The 19,818-nt window shown below is 63.8% G+C and carries 18 protein-coding genes and 1 other RNA gene; 7 read left to right on the forward strand and 12 right to left on the reverse strand.

From position 1 onward, the window contains the following. The first annotated feature begins 528 nt into the window (after positions 1-528). Both AB8717_RS16455 and dapE read left to right on the forward strand, forming a co-directional pair. Positions 529-3,954, forward strand: a complete 3,426-nt coding sequence (locus AB8717_RS16455; protein ID WP_443748398.1) for an intermembrane phospholipid transport protein YdbH family protein — start codon at positions 529-531, stop codon at positions 3,952-3,954. A 45-nt stretch (positions 3,955-3,999) separates the two neighbouring features. Next, on the forward strand, positions 4,000-5,148 hold the full coding sequence (gene dapE, locus AB8717_RS16460) for a succinyl-diaminopimelate desuccinylase (RefSeq protein WP_443748399.1): 1,149 nt from the start codon (positions 4,000-4,002) through the stop codon (positions 5,146-5,148). Here dapE and truA read toward each other — a convergent pair. The 4 genes from truA to rmuC form a co-directional block, all read right to left on the reverse strand. Then, positions 5,097-5,879, reverse strand: a complete 783-nt coding sequence (gene truA, locus AB8717_RS16465) for a tRNA pseudouridine(38-40) synthase TruA (protein WP_443748400.1) — start codon at positions 5,877-5,879, stop codon at positions 5,097-5,099. The genes dapE and truA overlap by 52 nt on opposite strands. Before the next feature lie 231 nt (positions 5,880-6,110). Continuing rightward, positions 6,111-7,043 (reverse strand): methionyl-tRNA formyltransferase, encoded by a 933-nt coding sequence (gene fmt / locus AB8717_RS16470; protein WP_443748401.1) that lies wholly within the window; start codon positions 7,041-7,043, stop codon positions 6,111-6,113. Positions 7,044-7,107: 64 nt separating this feature from the next. Then, positions 7,108-7,641, reverse strand: coding sequence for a peptide deformylase (gene def / locus AB8717_RS16475; RefSeq protein WP_443748402.1), 534 nt, complete (start codon positions 7,639-7,641; stop codon positions 7,108-7,110). 51 nt (positions 7,642-7,692) lie between these two features. After that, positions 7,693-8,976 (reverse strand): DNA recombination protein RmuC, encoded by a 1,284-nt coding sequence (gene rmuC, locus AB8717_RS16480; protein ID WP_443748403.1) that lies wholly within the window; start codon positions 8,974-8,976, stop codon positions 7,693-7,695. A gap of 101 nt (positions 8,977-9,077) precedes the next feature. On the opposite strand from rmuC, the gene AB8717_RS16485 reads away from it, so the two are divergent. Beyond that, the gene (locus AB8717_RS16485) at positions 9,078-9,641 is read left to right on the forward strand and encodes a VUT family protein (RefSeq protein ID WP_443748404.1); all 564 of its coding nucleotides are present in this window, start codon (positions 9,078-9,080) and stop codon (positions 9,639-9,641) included. Here AB8717_RS16485 and recR read toward each other — a convergent pair. The 4 genes from recR to ffs all read right to left on the reverse strand — a co-directional run bounded on the left by recR (position 9,625) and on the right by ffs (position 12,649). Then, positions 9,625-10,224 carry a recombination mediator RecR gene (gene recR / locus AB8717_RS16490; RefSeq protein ID WP_443748405.1) on the reverse strand — a complete coding sequence of 200 codons (600 nt, stop codon included), beginning with the start codon at positions 10,222-10,224 and terminating at the stop codon, positions 9,625-9,627. The two genes, AB8717_RS16485 and recR, sit on opposite strands and share 17 nt — an antisense overlap. Positions 10,225-10,231: 7 nt before the next feature. Then, the gene (locus tag AB8717_RS16495) at positions 10,232-10,561 is read right to left on the reverse strand and encodes a YbaB/EbfC family nucleoid-associated protein (RefSeq protein WP_443748406.1); all 330 of its coding nucleotides are present in this window, start codon (positions 10,559-10,561) and stop codon (positions 10,232-10,234) included. Continuing rightward, complete coding sequence (locus AB8717_RS16500) at positions 10,561-12,378, reverse strand: DNA polymerase III subunit gamma/tau (protein WP_443748407.1); 1,818 nt, start codon at positions 12,376-12,378, stop codon at positions 10,561-10,563. Before AB8717_RS16500 ends, AB8717_RS16495 begins: the two co-directional genes overlap by 1 nt. Positions 12,379-12,553: 175 nt before the next feature. After that, positions 12,554-12,649: signal recognition particle sRNA small type (gene ffs, locus AB8717_RS16505), an RNA gene on the reverse strand. Between the two features lie 113 nt (positions 12,650-12,762). Between ffs and AB8717_RS16510 the strand changes: the two genes are divergently transcribed. The 3 genes from AB8717_RS16510 to AB8717_RS16520 are packed head-to-tail and all read left to right on the forward strand — an operon-like array spanning position 12,763 to position 16,155. Continuing rightward, the gene (locus tag AB8717_RS16510; RefSeq protein ID WP_443748408.1) at positions 12,763-14,427 is read left to right on the forward strand and encodes an alpha-glucosidase; all 1,665 of its coding nucleotides are present in this window, start codon (positions 12,763-12,765) and stop codon (positions 14,425-14,427) included. 49 nt (positions 14,428-14,476) lie between these two features. Beyond that, positions 14,477-15,460 (forward strand): class I SAM-dependent methyltransferase, encoded by a 984-nt coding sequence (locus AB8717_RS16515; protein WP_443748409.1) that lies wholly within the window; start codon positions 14,477-14,479, stop codon positions 15,458-15,460. After that, entirely contained in the window at positions 15,457-16,155 is a 699-nt protein-coding gene (locus AB8717_RS16520) for a pseudouridine synthase (protein ID WP_443748410.1), read from the forward strand. Before AB8717_RS16515 ends, AB8717_RS16520 begins: the two co-directional genes overlap by 4 nt. Here the strand turns inward: AB8717_RS16520 and AB8717_RS16525 are convergent. After that, complete coding sequence (locus tag AB8717_RS16525; RefSeq protein ID WP_443748411.1) at positions 16,152-16,556, reverse strand: hypothetical protein; 405 nt, start codon at positions 16,554-16,556, stop codon at positions 16,152-16,154. The two genes, AB8717_RS16520 and AB8717_RS16525, sit on opposite strands and share 4 nt — an antisense overlap. Before the next feature lie 11 nt (positions 16,557-16,567). Further along, positions 16,568-17,203: a TetR/AcrR family transcriptional regulator gene (locus AB8717_RS16530; protein WP_443748412.1), complete on the reverse strand. Its 636-nt coding sequence runs from the start codon at positions 17,201-17,203 to the stop codon at positions 16,568-16,570. A gap of 92 nt (positions 17,204-17,295) precedes the next feature. On the opposite strand from AB8717_RS16530, the gene AB8717_RS16535 reads away from it, so the two are divergent. Continuing rightward, positions 17,296-17,709, forward strand: a complete 414-nt coding sequence (locus AB8717_RS16535) for a hypothetical protein (protein ID WP_443748413.1) — start codon at positions 17,296-17,298, stop codon at positions 17,707-17,709. Here AB8717_RS16535 and aguB read toward each other — a convergent pair. Beyond that, a complete protein-coding gene (gene aguB, locus AB8717_RS16540) occupies positions 17,706-18,587 on the reverse strand; it encodes an N-carbamoylputrescine amidase (RefSeq protein WP_443748414.1) in 882 nt (293 codons plus the stop codon). The two genes, AB8717_RS16535 and aguB, sit on opposite strands and share 4 nt — an antisense overlap. Positions 18,588-18,643: 56 nt before the next feature. After that, a complete protein-coding gene (locus AB8717_RS16545) occupies positions 18,644-19,675 on the reverse strand; it encodes an agmatine deiminase family protein (RefSeq protein ID WP_443748415.1) in 1,032 nt (343 codons plus the stop codon). Positions 19,676-19,818: the final 143 nt, after the last annotated feature.

Here is a 19,818-nt window from a genome sequence, read left to right on the forward strand (position 1 = left end):
CCGCTGTTCTTCAAACTTCCGCCCAAAAACGCAACACGGCGGTGCAGGTAGATATACGTCTTGTTCCAGCTCTGTTTTGAGCCCCGGATGAGCTTCATCCGACTACATTCGCCAACCGGTACCGTGAGTCTCGATTAAGCGGAAGGCCCCTGCATACGCCGGAATAAGGCGAAAATGAGGCAGATTTTTCTGCCTTCGGGGCCGGGTCTTCGCGCAGCTATTAACCGAAAAACTGTTAACATCGGCCTTAAAAGGCATTAATGACAGGTTAACGGCTTTTGTCCGGCTGCGGACGAAAGGGCATCGTTTTGGTAAGCGACGCATAAATAAGAAAAATCGCGGCCAAACGATGACGCACGCAAAATTTGCGTCACAGACCGCCTTTCCGGACCGATTTTGGCCCGCGACCGGCGTTATGCTTAAAAAGTTTTTCAAGCTGTCCACAAATTTTAACAGGTTTCGGTCATAGTGGGAGGCTGAACACGATGCGAGCAGAAGCCCGTCCCGAATCGAAATGCCAGACGCGCGATGATTGAAAACCGTCCCACACAGAACGTGATGGGCGACGACGAAGCCCTCTGGTTCCCCGCACAAATGGGCGGGAGCGACAGCTTTCTTCGCGTCACCCGGCCCGATGGCGCCCCCGAAGACGGGGACGACGGCATCGGCCTGCCCAATCCGCGTCCGCCGCGCAAGAAGGGCGGCAAGACGCCGCCGCGTAAAGGCGGCATCCGCGCCTCCAGCTGGCTTTGGATCGCCCTGTGGGGCACGGCCGCCGTCTCGATCGTCGCGGTTGCCGCCCGCAAGGAAATCGCCGCCGAATTCACCCGTGAATGGCTGAAGGGCCAGGGCGTTACCGCCAGGGTGAAGTTCGACACCCTGTCGTTCAGCCACGTCTCGGGCCACGTCCTGATCGGCGACGAGGCGCACCCCGACGTCAGCGTCGAGCATTTCGACGCCGATTACAGCCTCAACCTGTTCGCGGGCCACGGCCAGCCGTTGATCCGGCTGAACCGCCTGCACGCCATCCACCCGCTGGTCGCCCTGGTGCTCAAGGACGGCCGCCTGCATTTCGGCAGCCTCGACAAGCTGGTGCAGAATGCGCTGAACGCACCGGCCACGGGCGCGCCGCCGCCGGGCCTGATCCAGCTCGACGATGTCAGCCTGCTGGTCACCACCGATTACGGCGTCGTCAAGACGCGCGGCAACCTGACCGTCGCCGATGGCCGCATCCGTTATCTGAGCCTCAGCCTGCCCGCCTCGCAGTTCAACGGCCCGCGCGGGGCCGGTGAAATCCGTGACGGCAGCGTCGTTGCCAAGGCCGTTGCCGGCGACCAGCTGGAAGTTCATGCCGCCTTCGACATCACCGACGCCGACGTGCGCGGCGGCGACGGCGTCGTCGAGGACAGCGACCATCCCGACCTGCACGTCCAGGGTGTCGGCCTGACGCTCGATGCCCGCCTGCCCTATCGCAGCGGCGCTGTCGGCCTGGCCACATTGACCGGTCCATTGGCCGGGACTCTTTCGGCGCACGTCATGGGCCTGCAAAGCCCGATGGCGGTCGCCAACGGCTTCGACGCCAGCCTGACCTTCAACGGCAATCTGAGCGGCACCAAACAGGGGCTGGCCTATGACGGGTCCTCCGGCCTGATTGCGCGCGCCGACGCTTTAAGCAGCGGCAATCTCGAAGGCCAGAGCGTGAAGTTCGATGCCCCGGCCCTGAGCCTGCGTGCGGGCTATACCGACAAAGGCCTTTCGGTCGCCATGACCGGAGCCATGACCGGCGATCTGGCCGCGCTGCGCCAGGGCGATATTGCAGTAAAGAATGGCCATCTCGATCTCGGCACATTCGCCTTCGCCATGGAAGCCGACACGGCGCACAGCGAATTCAAGGGCAGCCTGAAAGCGGCGCGCGCCACGGCGGGCGATATCAGCGCCAGTGCGGCCGCGGTCGCCTTTACCGGCAATGCGCATGGCGAGAACGGCGACTGGACGTCGACCGTCACCAGCGACATCTCGGGTACCGCCAGCTATGCCGGCCTGTCGAGCCTGGCCGCCGATCACCGCAAGGATCCGAAGGCGCCCAAGGACGATGCCGTCGTCGCCATGGACCGTGCCTTCCAGGGCTTCGCCATTCGCGTGCGCGGGCTGAAAACCGTGCTGATGACCGGCGCCAGCGCCACACCGCATTATGACGTGCGCCTGAACGGCTCGGCCGAGGCGCAACTGAATGGCGGCGGCCGCATGATCATTGCCCCGATCGCCGGCAAGCCGTTGATTTCGACCAATGCGCGTGGCGGTTTCGCCTTGGCGCTCGACGGGTCCAACCTGCCCAGGCTCAAGCTCGATGTCAGCGATTTCGGCTACGATCCGCGCAATACATCCCTGCTGTATGGCCGTTATGCCGTATCGACGCGCTTCAGCACCGCGCCGGTGTCGGGCGTCGCACTCGACGCCCACGGCCAGTTCAGCGCGTCGCCGGAAACGGGCCTCGCCGTCACGCTCGATGCGCCGGCCACCGTCACGGTGGCGTCGGCCGAACTGGGCGACCATATCGAAAGCCTGACCGGCACCGTATCGCAGACGGGTGGCGCCCTGTTCACCGCCAACCCGGCCGGCTGGCACGCGTCGGGGCTCTATTCCGGCCTGTCGCTGACCGCGCCCGCCGAACAGATCAAGCTCAGCGGCGGTCAGGGCCGGTTCGAGGTCTTTTCGCAGGCCGACAGCGACGCGCTGGGTATGAAGCTAGCGCTCGATACGGCGACGATCACCGACGCCATGGCCGACGACCAGCGCCGTTTCAACGCCATGAAACTCGGTGGCACGCTGGCCCAGGACCGCAAGGCCCTGACCGGCCGCCTGACCGCGTCGGTGCCGGTTTCCGGCAAGGCGCAACCAGTCGCGACCATCGCGCTCGACAACGACGTGAAGTCCGGCCGCGGCAGCCTCAGCTTCGATACGCACGATTATCTGACCTTCGCCAAGGACGGCCTGCAGCCGGACGACCTCAGTCCGATCGCCGGCAGCATTCTGGCCAAGGACGTCAGCGGCCATGCGGCCTTTACCGGCAGCTTCGACTGGGCGGGTGAGCAGACCGGCAGCCACGGCCTGCTGACCGCCACCGATATAAACTATACGGGCGCGACCGGCGTGTCGCAGGGCCTGAACGGCCGCGTCGTCTTTACCTCGCTGGCGCCGCTGCAAAGCGAGCCCGGCCAGGTCATTTCGATCAAGCAGATGCAGCTGGGTGTGCCGTTGCATGACCTCAACCTGCGTATCCAGTTCCAGGCCGACCGCATCGCCGTCGAAGCCGCTTCGGTCGAAAGCCCCGGCGGTCCGCTGACGCTTGAGCCTACGGTCCTGCCGCTCGACGGGACGTCGCCGATCGCCGGCGCCGTCAGCTTCAACGGCCTCGATTTCGGCGCCATCGTCGCCACGACCGGCCTCAGCCAGTCCATGACCTTCAACGGCAAGCTGACCGGCCGCGTCCCCTTCACCATCCTCGGCGGCCATATCACCTTCGCTGACGGATCCGCCGCCGCCGATGCGCCGGGCCGTATCTCGATCCTGCGTTCGGCCGTTACAGGCGTCTCGGCGACAGGCTCGCTGGCCGCCAGCAATAACCAGGCGGCGGGCTCGGCCCCCGCGCCCGATTTCAATCCGTTCCAGGACCTGGCCTTCCAGGCCATGGAGCATCTCAGCTACGACAAGCTGGACGCGAAGATCAATTCGGCGGCCGGCGGCAAGCTCGACCTCAACTTCCATATCAAGGGCCGGTTCGACCCGCCGCAGACCCAGAAGGCTACGGTCAGCCTGTCCGACTATGTCGGCGGCAAGTGGATGCAGAAGCCGATCAAGCTGCCCTCGGGCACGCCGATCGAGCTCTATCTCGATGTGCCGATCAATCTCGACGAAATCCTGAACGACCTCGGCCAGTTCGGCAAAGCCAAGTAGAATTTTACGCTTTCCTGTACGGCTTCAAGGCTTTACAGAATTGGCATGGCAAAGCTCGACCCCGTCGCCCTCACCCAGGCCCTGATCGCCCGCCCCTCCGTCACGCCCGCCGACGCCGGCGCCATGGATGTGGTGGAAAACCATTTGCAGGCCTTGGGTTTCGCCTGCATCCGCCTGCGCTTCGGCGAGATCGAGAACCTCTATGCCCGCCGCGGGACCAGCGGCCCCAACCTCTGTTTCGCCGGCCATACCGACGTCGTGCCGGGCGGCACGCGCAGCCTGTGGCGTTACGATCCGTTCGGCGCCGAGATTCACGACGGCACTGTGATCGGCCGCGGCGCCGTCGACATGAAAGGCGCTATCGCCGCCTGGATGGCCGCCGTGTCGCGCTTCGAAGACGTGCCGGGAACCCTGTCCTTTCTGATTACCGGGGACGAGGAAGGCATCGCGACCGACGGCACCATCAAGGTCGTCGAATGGCTGAAGAGCCAGAATGAGGTCATCGATCACTGCATCGTCGGCGAACCCTCGTCGTCGCAGCAACTGGGCGACATGATCAAGGTCGGCCGCCGCGGCTCGATCAACGCCACCTTCACCGTCGCCGGCAAGCAGGGCCACGTCGCCTATCCGCAGCGCGCGCTCAATCCCCTGCCCGTGCTGGTCGACCTGATGACGGCGCTGAAGGCGCGCGAACTGGATGCCGGCTTCGAATCCTTCCCGCCGTCAAACCTGGAAATCACCACGATCGACACCGGCAATACGGCGACCAATGTCATTCCGCAGGACGCAAAAGGCCGCGTCAATATCCGCTTCAACCCTGCCCATACAGGCGTGGAATTGCAAGCCTGGATGGAAGGGCTGGCGGCGGACTTCGCCGAAAAGACCGGCACGACTATCCGCTGCGACTGCGCGATTTCGGGCGAGGCCTTCTTGACCGAGGCCGGTCCGTTCGTCGATCTGGTCGCCGACGTAATAAAAGCTCAGTTCGGCGTCGAAACCGACCGCTCGACGACCGGCGGCACATCAGATGCGCGTTTCATCCGCAACCTGTGCCCGGTGCTGGAATTCGGCCTGGTCGGCCAGACCATGCACCAGATCAACGAATGCGTGGCGGTGGACGACCTGAACGCCCTGACCGACGCCTATTCGGCCTTGATCGAGGCGTATTTCTCGAAATTCGGCTCTTCGTCGTAGGTTACGTGTGTCAGGTAGAGGCCGTCGGCCGGCGCCACCTGGCCGCACGCCTGGCGGTCGCGCGCCTCCAGCGCCTTCTTCACGTCACCAACCGCCCAGCGGCCGATGCCGGCTTCGACCAGGGTTCCCGTCATCGAACGCACCTGACGGTGGAGGAAGGAGCGCGCGGCGAAGACCAGGTGAATCTCGCCACCAACCTCGGCCACGCGCGCGATATCGAGCGTCTTGACAGGCGAATTGGCCTGGCATGCGACGTGGCGGAAGGTGGTAAAATCGTGCGAGCCGACCAGGCATTTGGCGGCTTCGACCATCACGCCGACGTCGATCGGCCGCTTGACATGCCATACCCGGCCCCGATCGATCGCCGGCGGCGCGCGGCGATTGAGGATGCGGTAAAGATACATCCGCCCCGTCGCGGAAAAGCGCGCCGAAAAATAGGAGTCGCACTGTTCGGCCTCGAGGATGGCAATCGGCTCGGCGGCCAGATAGGCGTTGATGGCATCGCGCACCGTGGCGGGCTTGAAATCCTTGTCGAGATCGAATGTCACGACCTGGCCGGTAGCATGGACGCCGGTGTCGGTCCGTCCCGCCGTGGTCAGCCGCAAAGCCTGGCCGCTAAAGCCCAGGATGGCGCGCTCGATCGATGCCTGCACCGTCGGCTGGTCGCCCTGGGCCTGGAAACCGTTGTACGGCCGGCCGTCGTACTCGACCAGAAGCCTATAGCGGGGCATGGAAGTCTCTTTGGGCGATCACCGAGCCTCTGGCTGAAGCAAGACACCCCACCACCACACCTCGTCGCTGCGCTCCTCGTGCGGTCCCCCTCCCCATTCCTGCGGAACGGGGAGGTGCAAGACATTGCAGGTGCATGCACCTCCCTGTCGCGAAGCGATGGGGAGGGGGACCGCCCGGAGCGTCAGCGTAGGGTGGTGGTGGGGTTTCTTGCTTTTTCAAGCTGTGCAAGATCACAACAACTGATCCCCGGCCTGAAGACCCGAGCCTTTGAGGAATTCCGTGGCGTCCTGGGCCGACTTGCCTTCGCGCTGCACCCGCAGCAATTCGACGACACCGTCACCCGTCGCGATCTTCATACCGAACCCGATAAGGATCGTACCTGCCGGCTCGCCGCTTTTTTCATCGGACAGACGCGACATCAGGACCTTCACGCGTTGCGGGCCCTTGCCCGTCGCCATCATGGTCCAGGCGCCCGGAAACGGCGACAGGCCGCGAATATGGAAATCGAGATCGCGGGCCGGGCGGTTCCAGTCGATACGCGCTTCTTCCGGCGTCACCTTCCTGGCATAGGTCGTCTCGCCGGCCTGCTCCTTCGCTTGCGCGCCACCGCGTTCGATGGCCGCCAGCGCCACCGGCAGCAGTGACGCGCCGAGCGCCGCCAGCTTGTCGTGCAGGGTCTGCGCGGTATCGTCACGCGTGATTTCGACGCGGCCTTCCAGGATGACGGGACCTTCGTCGAGGCCTTCGCTCATGCGCATGACGTCAACGCCGGTAAAGGTGTCGCCGGCCATTATGGCGCGCTGGATGGGGGCAGCTCCCCGCCAGCGCGGCAGCAGCGAGGCGTGCAGGTTGAAGCAGCCGAGCGGCGGGTGGTCGAGCACGGGGGCTTTGAGAATCTGGCCGTAGGCGACGACGATGGCTGCATCGATGTCGAGCGCCTGGAATTCAGCGATAGCGTCTTCGCTCTTCATCGATTTCGGCGTGCGCACGGGCAGGCCCAGGCCTTCGGCGAACAGATGAACCGGCGACGGCGTCAGCACCTGGCCGCGCCCCTTGGGCGCCGGCGGCTGGGTATAGACGCAGACGACCTCATGGCCGGCGGCAACCAGCTCGGCCAGGGCCTTCACGGCGAATTCGGGGGTGCCCATAAAGGCCAGACGCATATGAAAAGACCTCGCGGCTTCAATTGCCGCGAGGTCTAATGATAATTCAGTGGGCGGACAAGCCTTACGCGGCTTTCTTCAGCTTTTTGACCTTGGCGACCGCGCGATCGCGCTTCAGCTTCGACAGGTGGTCGATGAACAGCACGCCGTTCAAATGGTCCATCTCGTGCTGGATGCAGGTGGCGTAAAGGCCGTCTGCCTCCTCTTCGACGAGGTTGCCGTTGTAGTCGAGATACTTCAGGCGGACACGCGCCGGGCGCTGCACCTCGTCATAGACTTCGGGAACGCTGAGGCAACCTTCTTCGTACGGCGCCAGCTCTTCCGAAGACCAGGTGATTTCCGGATTGACGAAATAGCGCGGAGTCTTGATGCCCTCGGCCTCGGGATCGGCGCCTTCGGGCTTTTCCTGCAGGTCCATGACGATGACGCGGACCGGCTCGCCGATCTGGATCGCCGCCAGGCCGATGCCGGGCGCGTCGTACATGGTTTCCAGCATGTCGTCCATCAGCCGGCGAAGGTCGTCATCGACCTTTTCGACGGGCTTGCAGACCTGCTTGAGGACAGGGTTCGGTACGGTCAGGATTTCACGGATAGCCATGCCGGAGATGTAATCGTGCAATTGCAAAAAATCAAGAATAGCTAGACGCTATCAGGCCGTTTCATCTTCCGTTTCCGGGGCGGGCGCCAAAGACAAAAGCTTGGCGGCCGTCTTGGGCTGGCTCTCGACCGACCTCGGTTCGGGGATGCTCTTGCCCTCGTGGTCAACCTGCAAATCCTCGAAACGGCGCGCCTGGGTCAACACCTTGGTCTCCAGCGAACCGACAAAGGCGTTGTACTTGTCGACAGCGCGGCCGAGCGCATCGCCCATCTGGGTGACGTGCCCGCCCATGACCGACAACCGGGCGTAAAGCTCACGCCCAAGATCGGCGATGTGATTGGCGTTCTTCATCTGGTCTTCGACGCGCCAGCCATAGGCGACCGCCTTGCAGAGCGCGAACAGCGTGGTCGGCGTGACGATGATGACCTTCTTGTCCATGGCTTCGGTCATCAGATCGGGGCTGTGTTCCAGCGCCGCCGCCAAAAGCCCGTCGCCGGGGATGAACATGGCGACGAAGTCGGGAGAGGTCTGGTCGCGGAACTGGTCCCAATAGGCCTTTTGCGACAGGTCGCGCACGTGGTTGCGCATGGCCTGGGCATGCTGGCGCATATGTAGCTCCCGCGTTGCTTCGTCGGCCGCTTCCGCCGCCTGGAGATAGGCGGTCAGGTTGACCTTGGAATCGATGACGAAGATGGCCGACGTGTTTTCGCCCGGCAGCCGCACAACGACGTCAGGGCGGCGCCGGCCCTCTTCGGTATCCGTGCTCGGTTGTTCGATAAAGTCATATCGCGCCGACAGGCCGGCGGCCTGAAGGACATTGCGCAGGACCTCCTCGCCCCAGCGCCCCTGGACGCCCGCGCCACGACGCAGCGCGCCGGCCAGTTTCTGCGTCACCTCGCGCGTGGCGTTCGACGCCTGCATCAGGTCGTTGATCTGCTGGCGCAGGCCGCCCGTATCCTTGCCGCGCGCCTCCTCCATCTCCTTGACCTGCGCTTCGAAGCGCACGAGGTGTTCGGCCACGGGCTTGAGCGTATTCTGCACACGCTCCAGCGCCAGCTTTTCACGCTCGGCGGCTTCCTTGCGCAGCGCCTCGGCCGAGGTTTCCAGCGCCTGCTGCGACATCAGCTTGAACTGCTCGCCCATGGCGGCGCGCGCGTCTTCGAGATTGCGCGCCCGTTCGCGCAGGCGTTCCAGTTCGGCCGTCGCCTGCAAGTGCCGGTCGCGCGCTTCGTCGAGAGCGATGCGCAGCTTCTTGCCTTCGGAAAAGGCGAGGAACCACGCCGCGGCGAAGGCCAGGGCGACGCAGGCGACAACGAGCAACAGGATCATGTTCATATAATGTTCCATACACCGAGTCCTGTCAGCGGAAAAGACGGAAAAAGCGCGTTGCCATGACGGACGCGCGCTGACATGGTGCACGACAAAAGGGGCGAGACATGGATTTCAAGACGGTTCTGAAGCGGACATTCACCGGCCGCGTGCCATGGACCTATCTCTACCTCTTCCTCATTCCCTTCGTGAACTGGGGTTTCGACAAGATTCACACCATTCCGCTACCGACCGGCGGCGACTGGCACCCGTTGACCGTCGTGACCGGGCTGACCCTGGTGGTGCGCGACTTCGCGCAGCGCGAAGTCGGTCACTACATCTTTGCCTTCCTCGGAATCGGCCTGGTCCTGTCGTTCATGACCTCGGATCCGTCCGTGGCCTTTGCCTCGACATGTGCGTTCGCCATTTCGGAACTGGTCGACTGGGCGCTGTTCACCTTCGCCAAGATTCCTTTGTCGAAGCGCGTTTTCCTGTCGGCGGGCATCAGCGCACCGATCGATGCCGCGGTTTTCCTGGCCATTGCCAGCCAGTCGATCCCCGGCATCTTCAATCCGTGGTCATTCGCCGCCGCCATTATCAGCCGCTTTATCGGCTGCTGGATCGTCTATCTTCTGATGCGCAACCGCGACAGGCGCGAAGCGGAAGCTGCCAAGGCTAACGCCGGCTTTTAAACGCGTGGGCAATGGTATTGTCGTCCAGCCAGTCGAGGTCGCCGCCGACCGGCACGCCGCGCGCCAGATGCGTCACCGACACCGCGTTGCCCATGCCCTTGAGCCGGTCGGCGATATAGTGCGCCGTCGTCTGGCCTTCGACGGTCGCCGGCAGGGCCATGACGATCTCGTGGATTTCACCGGCTCGCACGCGCTCGACCAGACCTTCGATACGCAGGTCTTCGGGCCGGACGCCTTCCAGCGCCGACAAGAGGCCGCCCAGCACGTGATAGCGCCCGGCAAAGGCGCCGACGCGCTCCATGGCCCACAGGGCGCTGTCCTCCTCGACGACGCAGATCATGGTGCGGTCGCGCGCCGGATCGGAGCAGATCGAGCAGGGATTTTGCGTGGCCAGCGATCCGCAGATACTGCACGAGGTGACCTTGTCGGCCGCGTCCTGCATGGCGGCGGTCAGTGGCAGCAGCAACTGTTCGCGGCGCTTGAGCAGAGCCAGGGCCGCACGCCTTGCCGACCGGGGGCCGAGCCCCGGCAGCTTGGACAAAAGCGCCATAAGGCGCTCGATTTCGGGACCGGCTCCGGCCATCTTCTATCTAAAAGAACCTCGGCATCTTGGGCAGACCGCCGCCGGCCCCCAGCGGACCGGCCGCTTCGGCCATCAGCTTTTCGTTGAGCGCTTCAAGCTTCTTCTGCGCGTCCTTGTGCGCCGCCATGATCAGGTCGGCCAGGACTTCGGAATCGCCCGGCGTCATCAGGCTGTCGTCGATCTTGAGCGTCAGCATCTCACCCGTGCCCTTGAGTTCGAGCGAAACGAGACCCGCCCCCGACGCGCCCGACACGACGCTTTCGTGCATCTTGGTCTGGGCTTCGGTGAACTTCTGCTGGACCTGTTGGGCCTGCTTCATCAATGCCTGGAAATCCATCACTCTTGTCCTTGTTCGTCGTTGTCGTCGTCCTCAACCGGCGCAACCGTGACGCCGGTGTCCTGGACTTTCAGTTTCGGGCGGATCGAGGTGATTTCCGCACCGGGAAAGGTTTCGAGCAATCCCTTGACGAAGGGGTGCTCCGTAATGCGCGAGCGCATGGCGGCGACTTCGCGCTGGTCGCGCTCATAGATGGTCTCGGCCCCGCCGCCGCCCTGGGTGGCGATCAGCCAGCGCTGGCCCGTCCATTCCTTCAGCTTCAGCGACAATTTGCGCACCAGGTCGATCGGCGCATTGGGCGCAGGCTCGAAGGTGATGGCGCCGGGCATGAACGACACCAGGCGGACATAGCGTTCGACATCGACGCGCAATGAAATGTCGCGCTTCTTTTCGATCAGGTGCAGGACCTCGTCGAAGGTCTGCGGATTGGGCATGGCGACAGCCTGCGGCGCGGGCTTGAGCATGGTCGCGCCCCGCATCTGCGTGCCTTGCGGCGCGCCGGCCACCTGTCCAGCGCCTTGCAGCAGCGGTTCACCCGATTGCAGGCGCTTCAAGAGCAGTTCCGGCCCCGGCAGGTCCGACGTGTAGCACATGCGGACCAGGGCCATTTCGAAAGCCGCGCAGGCGTCCGGCGCTCGGCGCAATTCCTCGAACGCCTTGAGCATCAGGGTCCACAGCCGCGACAGGGTGCCGGCCGACAGCTGCGCGCCCAACGCCGTAACGCGCATGGCCTGCGCCTTGGGCAGGCGCGTGGCGTCGGCGCCGAGCACCTTGGCGACCGAGGTGGCGTGGCAGTATTCGAGCAGGTCGCCCATGATCTGCGATGGGTCGGCGCCATAGCCGTAGAGCGTGCGGAAGGCCAGCAGCGCTTCGCTGACCTGGCCGGATATGATGTTTTCGAACAGTGACAGGGTAGCCGAGCGGTCGGCCAGGCCGAGCATGTCGCGCACCGATTCGGCGCCGACGGTTTCGCCGGGATTTCCCTGCACCAAAGCCTGGTCGAGCAGGGACAGGCTGTCACGCACAGACCCTTCGGCGGCGCGCGCGATCAGGGCCAGGGCATCCGCGTCGATGCGTACGCCTTCGAGGCCGCAGATCTTTTCCAGGTGCGGAGTCAGCGTCTCGGGCTCGACGCGGCGCAGGTCGAAGCGCTGGCAGCGCGACAGGATGGTGACCGGCACTTTTCGGATTTCGGTCGTGGCGAAGATGAACTTCGCGTGGGGCGGCGGTTCTTCCAGCGTTTTGAGCAGCGCGTTGAAGGCGCCGGTCGACAGCATGTGGACTTCGTCGATGACGTAGACCTTGTAGCGCGCCTCGACCGGAGCGTAACGCACCGATTCGAGCAGTTCGCGCATGGCGTCGACGCCCGTGCGCGAGGCGGCGTCGAGTTCCAGCACGTCGATATGGCGGCCTTCGATGATCGCCTGGCAGTGCCGCCCCATGACCTGAAGGTCGACGCTGGGCTGATGGACGGTATCGCTGTCGTAATTGAGGGCGCGCGCCAGCAGACGGGCGGTCGTCGTCTTGCCGACGCCGCGCACGCCGGTCAGCATGAAGGCGTGGGCGATGCGGTTGGACGCAAAGGCGTTGGTCAGCGTCCTGACCATGGCCTCCTGGCCGATCAGGTCCTCGAAGGTGCGCGGGCGGTACTTGCGCGCCAGCACGGTATAGGCTTCGGCCTTTTCGGTCGTCAGAGCGGGGGCTTTCGGCGCTTCGACGACGGGCGCGCCGAAGATATCGGCGGTCAAATCGTCGCGCTCGAACGCATCCGAATCGTCGGAAGCGAAGGCGTCGTCATGATCGGGGGTATCGGCCATGCTTGCCTATATAGGGACTTTTCCACCGGACGTCAGCAATTAGAGTCAAAGACTCACAGGCCAACGCCGATAGATCAGAATATGGAGTTTCAGGAACTCCGGCTTCACTTGAAGCCGGCAAGCGCGACTGCGCGCCCGAGCCGTTGCGAGGAGCCTTGCGGCGCTTGAGCAACGAACAAAGTGAGGCGACCGACCCGAAGGTGAATTCGTTGTGGCTGCTGCCTTCCGGCCCTGACCAGGTTGGCGAGGCCTTCGCCCGGCCGCCTCACGGCCTATATGCGTATTTTCACAAGCGCGTGCAAGAGGGAATCGCATCAGCTTGTCCCCTCCCCTTCCGTGGCCGGAACGACTACCTTCAATACGGGCGCAACGCTGAGGTACGACATGGACGACGTGATCAATGGCTATCGGCGCCGATGGTGGAAGGAGGCGGTGGTCTATCAGGTTTATCCGCGATCCTTCTACGACAGCAATGGCGACGGCATCGGCGACCTGGAAGGGCTGCGGCTCAAGCTGCCCCATATCAAGGGGCTGGGCGTCGACGTCATCTGGCTAAGTCCCCATTTCGATTCGCCCAATGCCGACAACGGCTACGACATCCGCGACTATCGCAAGGTGATGGCTGAATTCGGCACGATGGATGATTTCGACGCCGTACTGACCGAAGCGCATGCCCTGGGCATGCGCTTGATCATCGACCTGGTGGTCAATCACTCAAGCGACGAACACGCCTGGTTCACCGAGAGCCGATCGGCGCGCGACAACGACAAGCGCGACTATTATATCTGGCGCTCTGGAAATGACGGCCCGCCCAATGACTGGACGTCGATCTTCGGCGGCCCTGCCTGGACGAAGGACGCACAAACCGGCGACTATTACCTGCACCTGTTCGACCCGAAGCAGCCCGATCTTAACTGGGAAAATCCCAGGCTGCGCAACGAGATCTACGCCCTGATGCGCTTCTGGCTGGACAAGGGCGTCGATGGCTTTCGCATGGACGTCATCCCGTTCATTTCCAAAGATCAGGAATTCCAAAACCTGCCGACAGAGCATATCGCCAAGCCGCAATTCGTCTATGCCAACGGCCCGCGCGTCCACGAATTCCTCCAGGAGATGCGGCGTGAGGCGCTTGCGCCCTACGACACCATGACGGTCGGCGAAGCCTTCGGCATCACGCCACAGCAGGTGCCGAACTTTGTCGATGAGCGGCGTGGCGAGCTCGACATGGCCTTCCAGTTCGGTGCCGTCGAGGTCGATCGCGGCGCCGACGGCCGCTGGGTGCCGTGGAAATTGCCGGACCTCAAGGCCGTATTCAGCCGCCAGGAAACGCAGCTCGACCGCCATGGCTGGCCCACCGTCTTTTTTTCCAATCATGACAATCCGCGCATCGTGTCGCGCTATGGCGACGACAGCCCGGCCTGGCGCGTCAAGTCGGCCCAGGTGATGGCGGCGCTGCTGCTGACGATGAAGGGCACGCCCTTTATCTACCAGGGCGACGAACTGGGCATGACCAACTTTCCGTTCGGAAACATTTCCGAATTCGACGATATATGGGCGCGCAATGCGTACCGTGACGAGGTCGAAAGCGGCCGGTACAGTGTCGCTGACTTCCTGGCCAACCAAAACCATCTCAGCCGCGACCATGCCCGCACGCCGATGCAATGGACATCCGGGGCGAACGCCGGCTTCACGACGGGCAAGCCCTGGCTGGCCGTCAATCCGAACTCTACGGAGATCAATGCCGAAGACACGGGCACAGGTTCGGTCTACGCCTGGTATGCCGACCTGATCCTTTTACGCCACGGCCATCCGGCGCTGATTTACGGCGACTATCTCGACCTGATGCCCGATCATCCACGCCTGTTTGCTTATCGCCGCACGACCGAGGACGAAGACTTCCTGATCCTGCTGAATTTCGGCGCGGAAGACCAGACATTTCAATTTCCCATGAATTTTCCGCCGGGCAACATCGTCCTGGACAACTATCCCGCGCCCGCCAGGGGCTCCGAACCGTTGCGCGGCTGGGAGGCGCGCATTTACAGACTATAGACGGCTGTGGCATAGCGCGGCGATGACCGATCCCGTTCTAGATACATTGATGCTGCCCATCGAAGAGGGCCGCGTTTCCTGGCCAGACGGCCCCGCCCTGTTCCTGCGCGCCCGTTATGGCCATGCCCTGGGCGATGCTCCGCGCGGCAGGCTTGTGTGCGAGCAGACCTTCAAGCCCGCCGTCGATACGCTGAAGCGCGCCGGATTTACCTTGCGCGATGACGATCAAGACACCTACGGCCTGACCCTGGTCCTGCCGCAGCGCCAGCGCGACGAAAACCGCGCCCTGCTGGCGCGCGCCGTCGCCGCGACGAATACGGGCGGTATCGTCCTCGCGGCAGCGTCCAACGCCGAAGGCGCCAAGACGCTGGAAGGCGATCTGCGCCTGTTGACCGGTCAGGTCGACACCCTGTCCAAGAACAAGTGCCGCGCCTTCTGGAGCCGGATCGATCCGGCCAAGGTCGATCGCGATGTACTGGAAGCCTGGATCGCCGCAGACGAACCGCGCGATATCGGCGGCTATGTCAGCCGGCCGGGTGTGTTTTCCTGGGACCGTATCGATGCCGGCTCGCGCCTGCTGATCGAACACCTGCCGCATGACCTGAAAGGCCGGGTTGCGGACCTCGGCGCCGGGATCGGATATCTGGCCAAGGAGGTTCTGACCCTGTGCCCGGGCGTCACGCATATCGATCTCTACGAGGCCGAACATCGCGCGCTGGATATGGCGCGCCAAAACCTGGCCGCCTTCGGTGACAAGGCGTCAGGCTATTGGGCCGACGTGACCAGGGGAATCCAGGGCGAATACGACGCCACCATCAGTAATCCGCCCTTCCACATCGATCGCGCCGACCGTCACGAACTGGGCCAGGCCTTTATCAAGTCGGCCGCGGCGGCGCTCAAGCGCGGCGGCGCCCTCCTGATGGTCGCCAACCGCCACCTGCCCTATGAAGAGACACTGAAAGACGCCTTCAAGACCGTCACCGTCCTGACAGAGACCGGCGCCTACAAGGTGTTCTGGGCAGTGAAGAAATGAAGCTGATCAAACACTTGGCCAATCTGGGCTACGGCAGCCGCAAGGAGGTGCAAATGCTCCTGCGCATGGGCGCGTTTTCCGACGCCGCCGGCGGGGGGATCGACGAAGACACCACGATCGCCCACGCCGATATCCGCTACAAGGGCAAGCCGCTCGATCCCGATTTCGGCGTCGTGCTGATGCTCAACAAGCCCGCCGGCTATGTCTGCTCGACCCGCGACCGCGGGCAACTGGTGTATGAGCTGCTGCCGGCGCGATTTTCCGAGCGCAAGCCGGCCCTGTCGACCATCGGGCGGCTGGATTCCGAAACGACCGGGCTGTTGCTGTTCACCGACGACGGCGATTATCTCCACCGCATCATCTCGCCGCGCAACCACGTGCCCAAGGTCTACGAGGCCGAGCTGGCAAGGCCGCTGGAAGGCCACGAGGCCGCGATCTTCGCCTCGGGATCGATGATGCTGGAAAGCGAAACGACGCCGCTCAAGCCCGCCGAAATGATGCAGACCGGCGCGCAATCCGCCGAGCTTATCCTGCACGAAGGCCGCTATCACCAGGTCCGGCGCATGTTCGCCGCGGTCGGCAACCACGTCGAAAAGCTGCATCGCTCACGCATGGGCAATCTGACGCTGGGCGACCTGAAACCGGGCGAATGGCGGATCCTGGGCAAGGCCGAAGCCGAGGCGCTGATCGCCTAGGATATCCAGGTCTGCTTGCGGCTGGCTATCATCCAACGGCCGTTCTTGCGTTCGGCGATGATTTCCTCGCCGTGGCCGCACCAGACATTGCAGGCATAGTCGAGCGTCACCTTCGCGTGGTCGGCGTCGCTGAAGACGATCGTCTTGAACTGGATCTCGTGCGTCAGGCCGGGCGCGTCCTTGTCGGCGGGCTTTTTCAGGCCCAGCATGGCGATCCCGGCGGCCTTGAATGCGGCCTTGCAGTCCTTGCCCGCCACCGCGCCGTTGACATTGTCGGCCTGGATCTGCGGACTGAGATCGACGGCGACCTGGCACTCCGCCGCGACGGCGCCGGCCGATCCCGGCGTCGTACAGCCCGGCAGAAAAGCCAGGGCACCCAAAACAGCAAGACGGACAAGCATGTGCGATCTCCCTAGGTCGAGCATGCGCCCGAACCGTGGCGATTTCCAGCCCCCAGTCCATAGCCTTCGATCACCGCGAACACCGACGTCTTCATGGCTTCGGCGACCTGGTCCCACGTCCGCCCCTCGGACAACGTGCGGAACATCGACATCCCCGTCAGCCCGAAGACGACATCCGCACAGTCGCGCTGTGCCGCCGGATTGCCGTCAAGCCGCTCCACCAGGGTCCGGAACACCATGCGCCGCTTTTCATTGCGCGTGGCCAGGGCCTCCGCGAATTCAGGATCGGCCGCCGCCGCATCATGCAGACGCGCAAAGGACGGATGGCTGCCCCAGAATTCGCACAACAGGTAGATAGCCTGGGCGATACCGGCGCGCGGATCCGGAAGCTGCATCGCCTCGGCCATGCGGGCAATACCCCAGCGCCGGCCGTTTTCGTCGAACACGGCTTCCAGCAGGCCGCGCCGCGAACCGAACTGCTTGTAGACGGTCAGCCGCGTCACCCCTGCGGCCTTGGCCACGGCCTCCATGGACACCACGCCGGGGCCGTCATCCAGCAGCCGGATGGCTGTTTCCAGGACAAGCCGGCGCGTTTCGGCTGCGGCAGCCTCACGCTTGGCACTGGTATAGGAACGCCCTGGCGGCACTTTTTCGCTTGCCTTTCAATTTACACACTGTATATCTATTTTTCAGTGAACAGCGCGTATAGTCAATTCCATTTCCTTCGGAGACTGCCGCAATGCCGAATCTCATGCAAATCCTTATCATCATCGCCATCGGCCTTCACGCCCTGGCGGCCATGTTCTGGGCGGGATCGTCGATGAATTTGGCGCGATCCGGGGGCATGGGGGCGGAAATCCTGTTTCCGCGCCAGATGATGGCCGCGCTGGTCGCCACGCTGACGGGTGGGTATTTGTGGAGCGCACTCCACACGGGTGGGTTCGGCCCCTACGAAATGGTCCTGGCATTCGGCGTGTTGTGCGCCTTCGTTGCCGCCGGGATTCAAGGGGCCGTCGTCGGCGGATCGATACGCAAGTTGAAGGCCGGCGGCGACGAGGCCGGCCTTCGCAAACGCGTGGCCGGCGCCTATCGCGCGTCGGGCGGCCTGTTGGCGCTGTGTCTTGTAGCGATGGTGGTCGCGCGCTTCGTTTAAGCGGGCCTGGGGTTCGCCAGGGCTGCGTAAAGCTCAGGCCGGCGATCGCGGAAAAAGCCCCAGGCGGCGCGGTGCGTTTTCAGATAATCGAGATCGAATTCCGCCACCAGCACGCCCTCTTCCGCCGCACCGAACGACTTTACCAGGTCGCCGCGGTTGTTGGCGATGAAGCTGTGGCCATAGAAGGTCTGGCCCTGGCCGTTCTGCGGGCTGATCAGGCTTTCGGTGCCGATGCGGTTCGACGCCACGACGGGGATGACATTGGCGACGGCGTGGCCCTGCATGACGCGCTGCCACGGCGCGGCGGTATCGAGTTCCGAATCGTGCGGCTCCGAGCCGATGGCGGTCGGGTAGAACAGGACCTCGGCGCCCTGCAACGCCATGGCGCGCGCCGCTTCCGGATACCACTGGTCCCAGCAGATACCGATGCCGATGCGGGCGTATTTGGTGTCCCACACCTTGAAGCCGGTATCGCCCGGGCGGAAATAGTATTTCTCCTGGTAACCGGGGCCGTCGGGAATGTGGCTCTTGCGGTAGACGCCCAGCAGTTCGCCGCCGGCGTCGATCACGACCAGGCTGTTGAAATAGTGCGGGCCTTCCGCTTCGTAGATCGAGGTCGGGATGACGACGTCGAGCTCGCGCGCCAGTTGCTGCATGGCCAGCACGGCCGGGTGCGTGCGCCAGGGATAGGCCGTGGCGAACCACTTTTCTTCCTGCGCCACGCAGAAATACTCGCCCTGGAACAGTTCGGACGGCAGGATGATCTGCGCGCCGCTGGCGGCAGCTTCGCGCACCAGCTTTTCTGTGCGGGCGATGTTCGCGGCCATGTCGGGGCCATAGGCGGTCTGCAGCGCGGCGACCTTCACCGTACGGGTCATGACTTGAGTCCCTGAAATCTGCGTGGGGAGGAAACGGCCCACCACATAGGGCGTGGTTACGCCTTAATCAATGGCACCTGCTGGCTGATGCAGTGAAAACTGCCGCCACCGGTCAGAATCGCCTTCGACGACAGGCCGACGACGCTGCGTTCCGGAAACAGGCTTTGCAGCGCCTCGACCGCCAGCTCACCGGCGCGGTCCTTGTAGACCGGCACCACGACGCAATCGTTGGCGATGAGGAAATTCATGTGCGACGCCGGCACGATCTCGCCGTCTTCGTCGAGGAAACGCCCGGGCGACGGGATGCGGACGACTTGCAGCGGCCGGCCGCGGGCGTCGGTCTGGTTGCTGAGCAGCCGCGCCGTATGGTCGTAGACATGCGCGTTGGGATCGTCCATGCCGAGCGACACCGGACAGGCCACGACGCCGGGCGCCACGAAACGCGCCAGGTTGTCGACATGGCCGTCGGTGTGGTCGTTGACAAGGCCGTCGTCCAGCCAGATGACCTTGCGCACGCCCAGCGCCTGGAACAGGGCCTGTTCGGCCAGGGACTGCGTCCAGCCGGGGTTGCGGTTGGGATTGAGCAGGCACTGGCGCGTCGTCAGCACCGTACCGTGGCCGTCGTGATCGAGCGCCCCGCCCTCGAGGATGAAGTCCTCGATCGTCGTCGGGAAGCCGTCGGCCGTGGCGATCTGCGTCGATACCTCGTCGTCGTGCTTCAGGTGGTACTTGCCGCCCCAGCCGTTGTTGCGGAAGCCGACCGGGCGCGCCTGGTGCAGGTCGTCATTATCGGGATCGTCCGCGACATAGATGGGCCCCGTGTCACGGAACCAGATATCGCCGAACCGGCCGTCGACGATCTCGACGCGCTTTACGTCCGATAGCAGGCGGTGCGCGGCGTCGCGCGCCGCATCGCCCATCACCATCAGTTTGACGTTTTCGTCGCCCATTTCGGCCAGGACGCGCGCCAGCGCCGCGACTTCGGCCTGGGCCGGAATAAGATCTTCCTGCCAAAGGTTGGCGTGGCTGGGGAAACCAAGCCACATCGCCTGATGGGCCTCCCATTCCGCGGGCACGATACGGCTCATAACTGGTCCTGGCAAAAAGGTTTTTGCTGTTGCCCGCCTCTTAACACCCCCCTTTTGGTTTGACCATGCCCTGCTCTTTTTGTGCGCAAAAAATCCACACGGTATAACGAAAAACGGCCCCCGGTTCGCACCGGAGGCCGCCT

Source organism: Asticcacaulis solisilvae, from assembly GCF_052327315.1.
In the GTDB taxonomy this organism is placed as follows: domain Bacteria; phylum Pseudomonadota; class Alphaproteobacteria; order Caulobacterales; family Caulobacteraceae; genus Asticcacaulis; species Asticcacaulis solisilvae_B.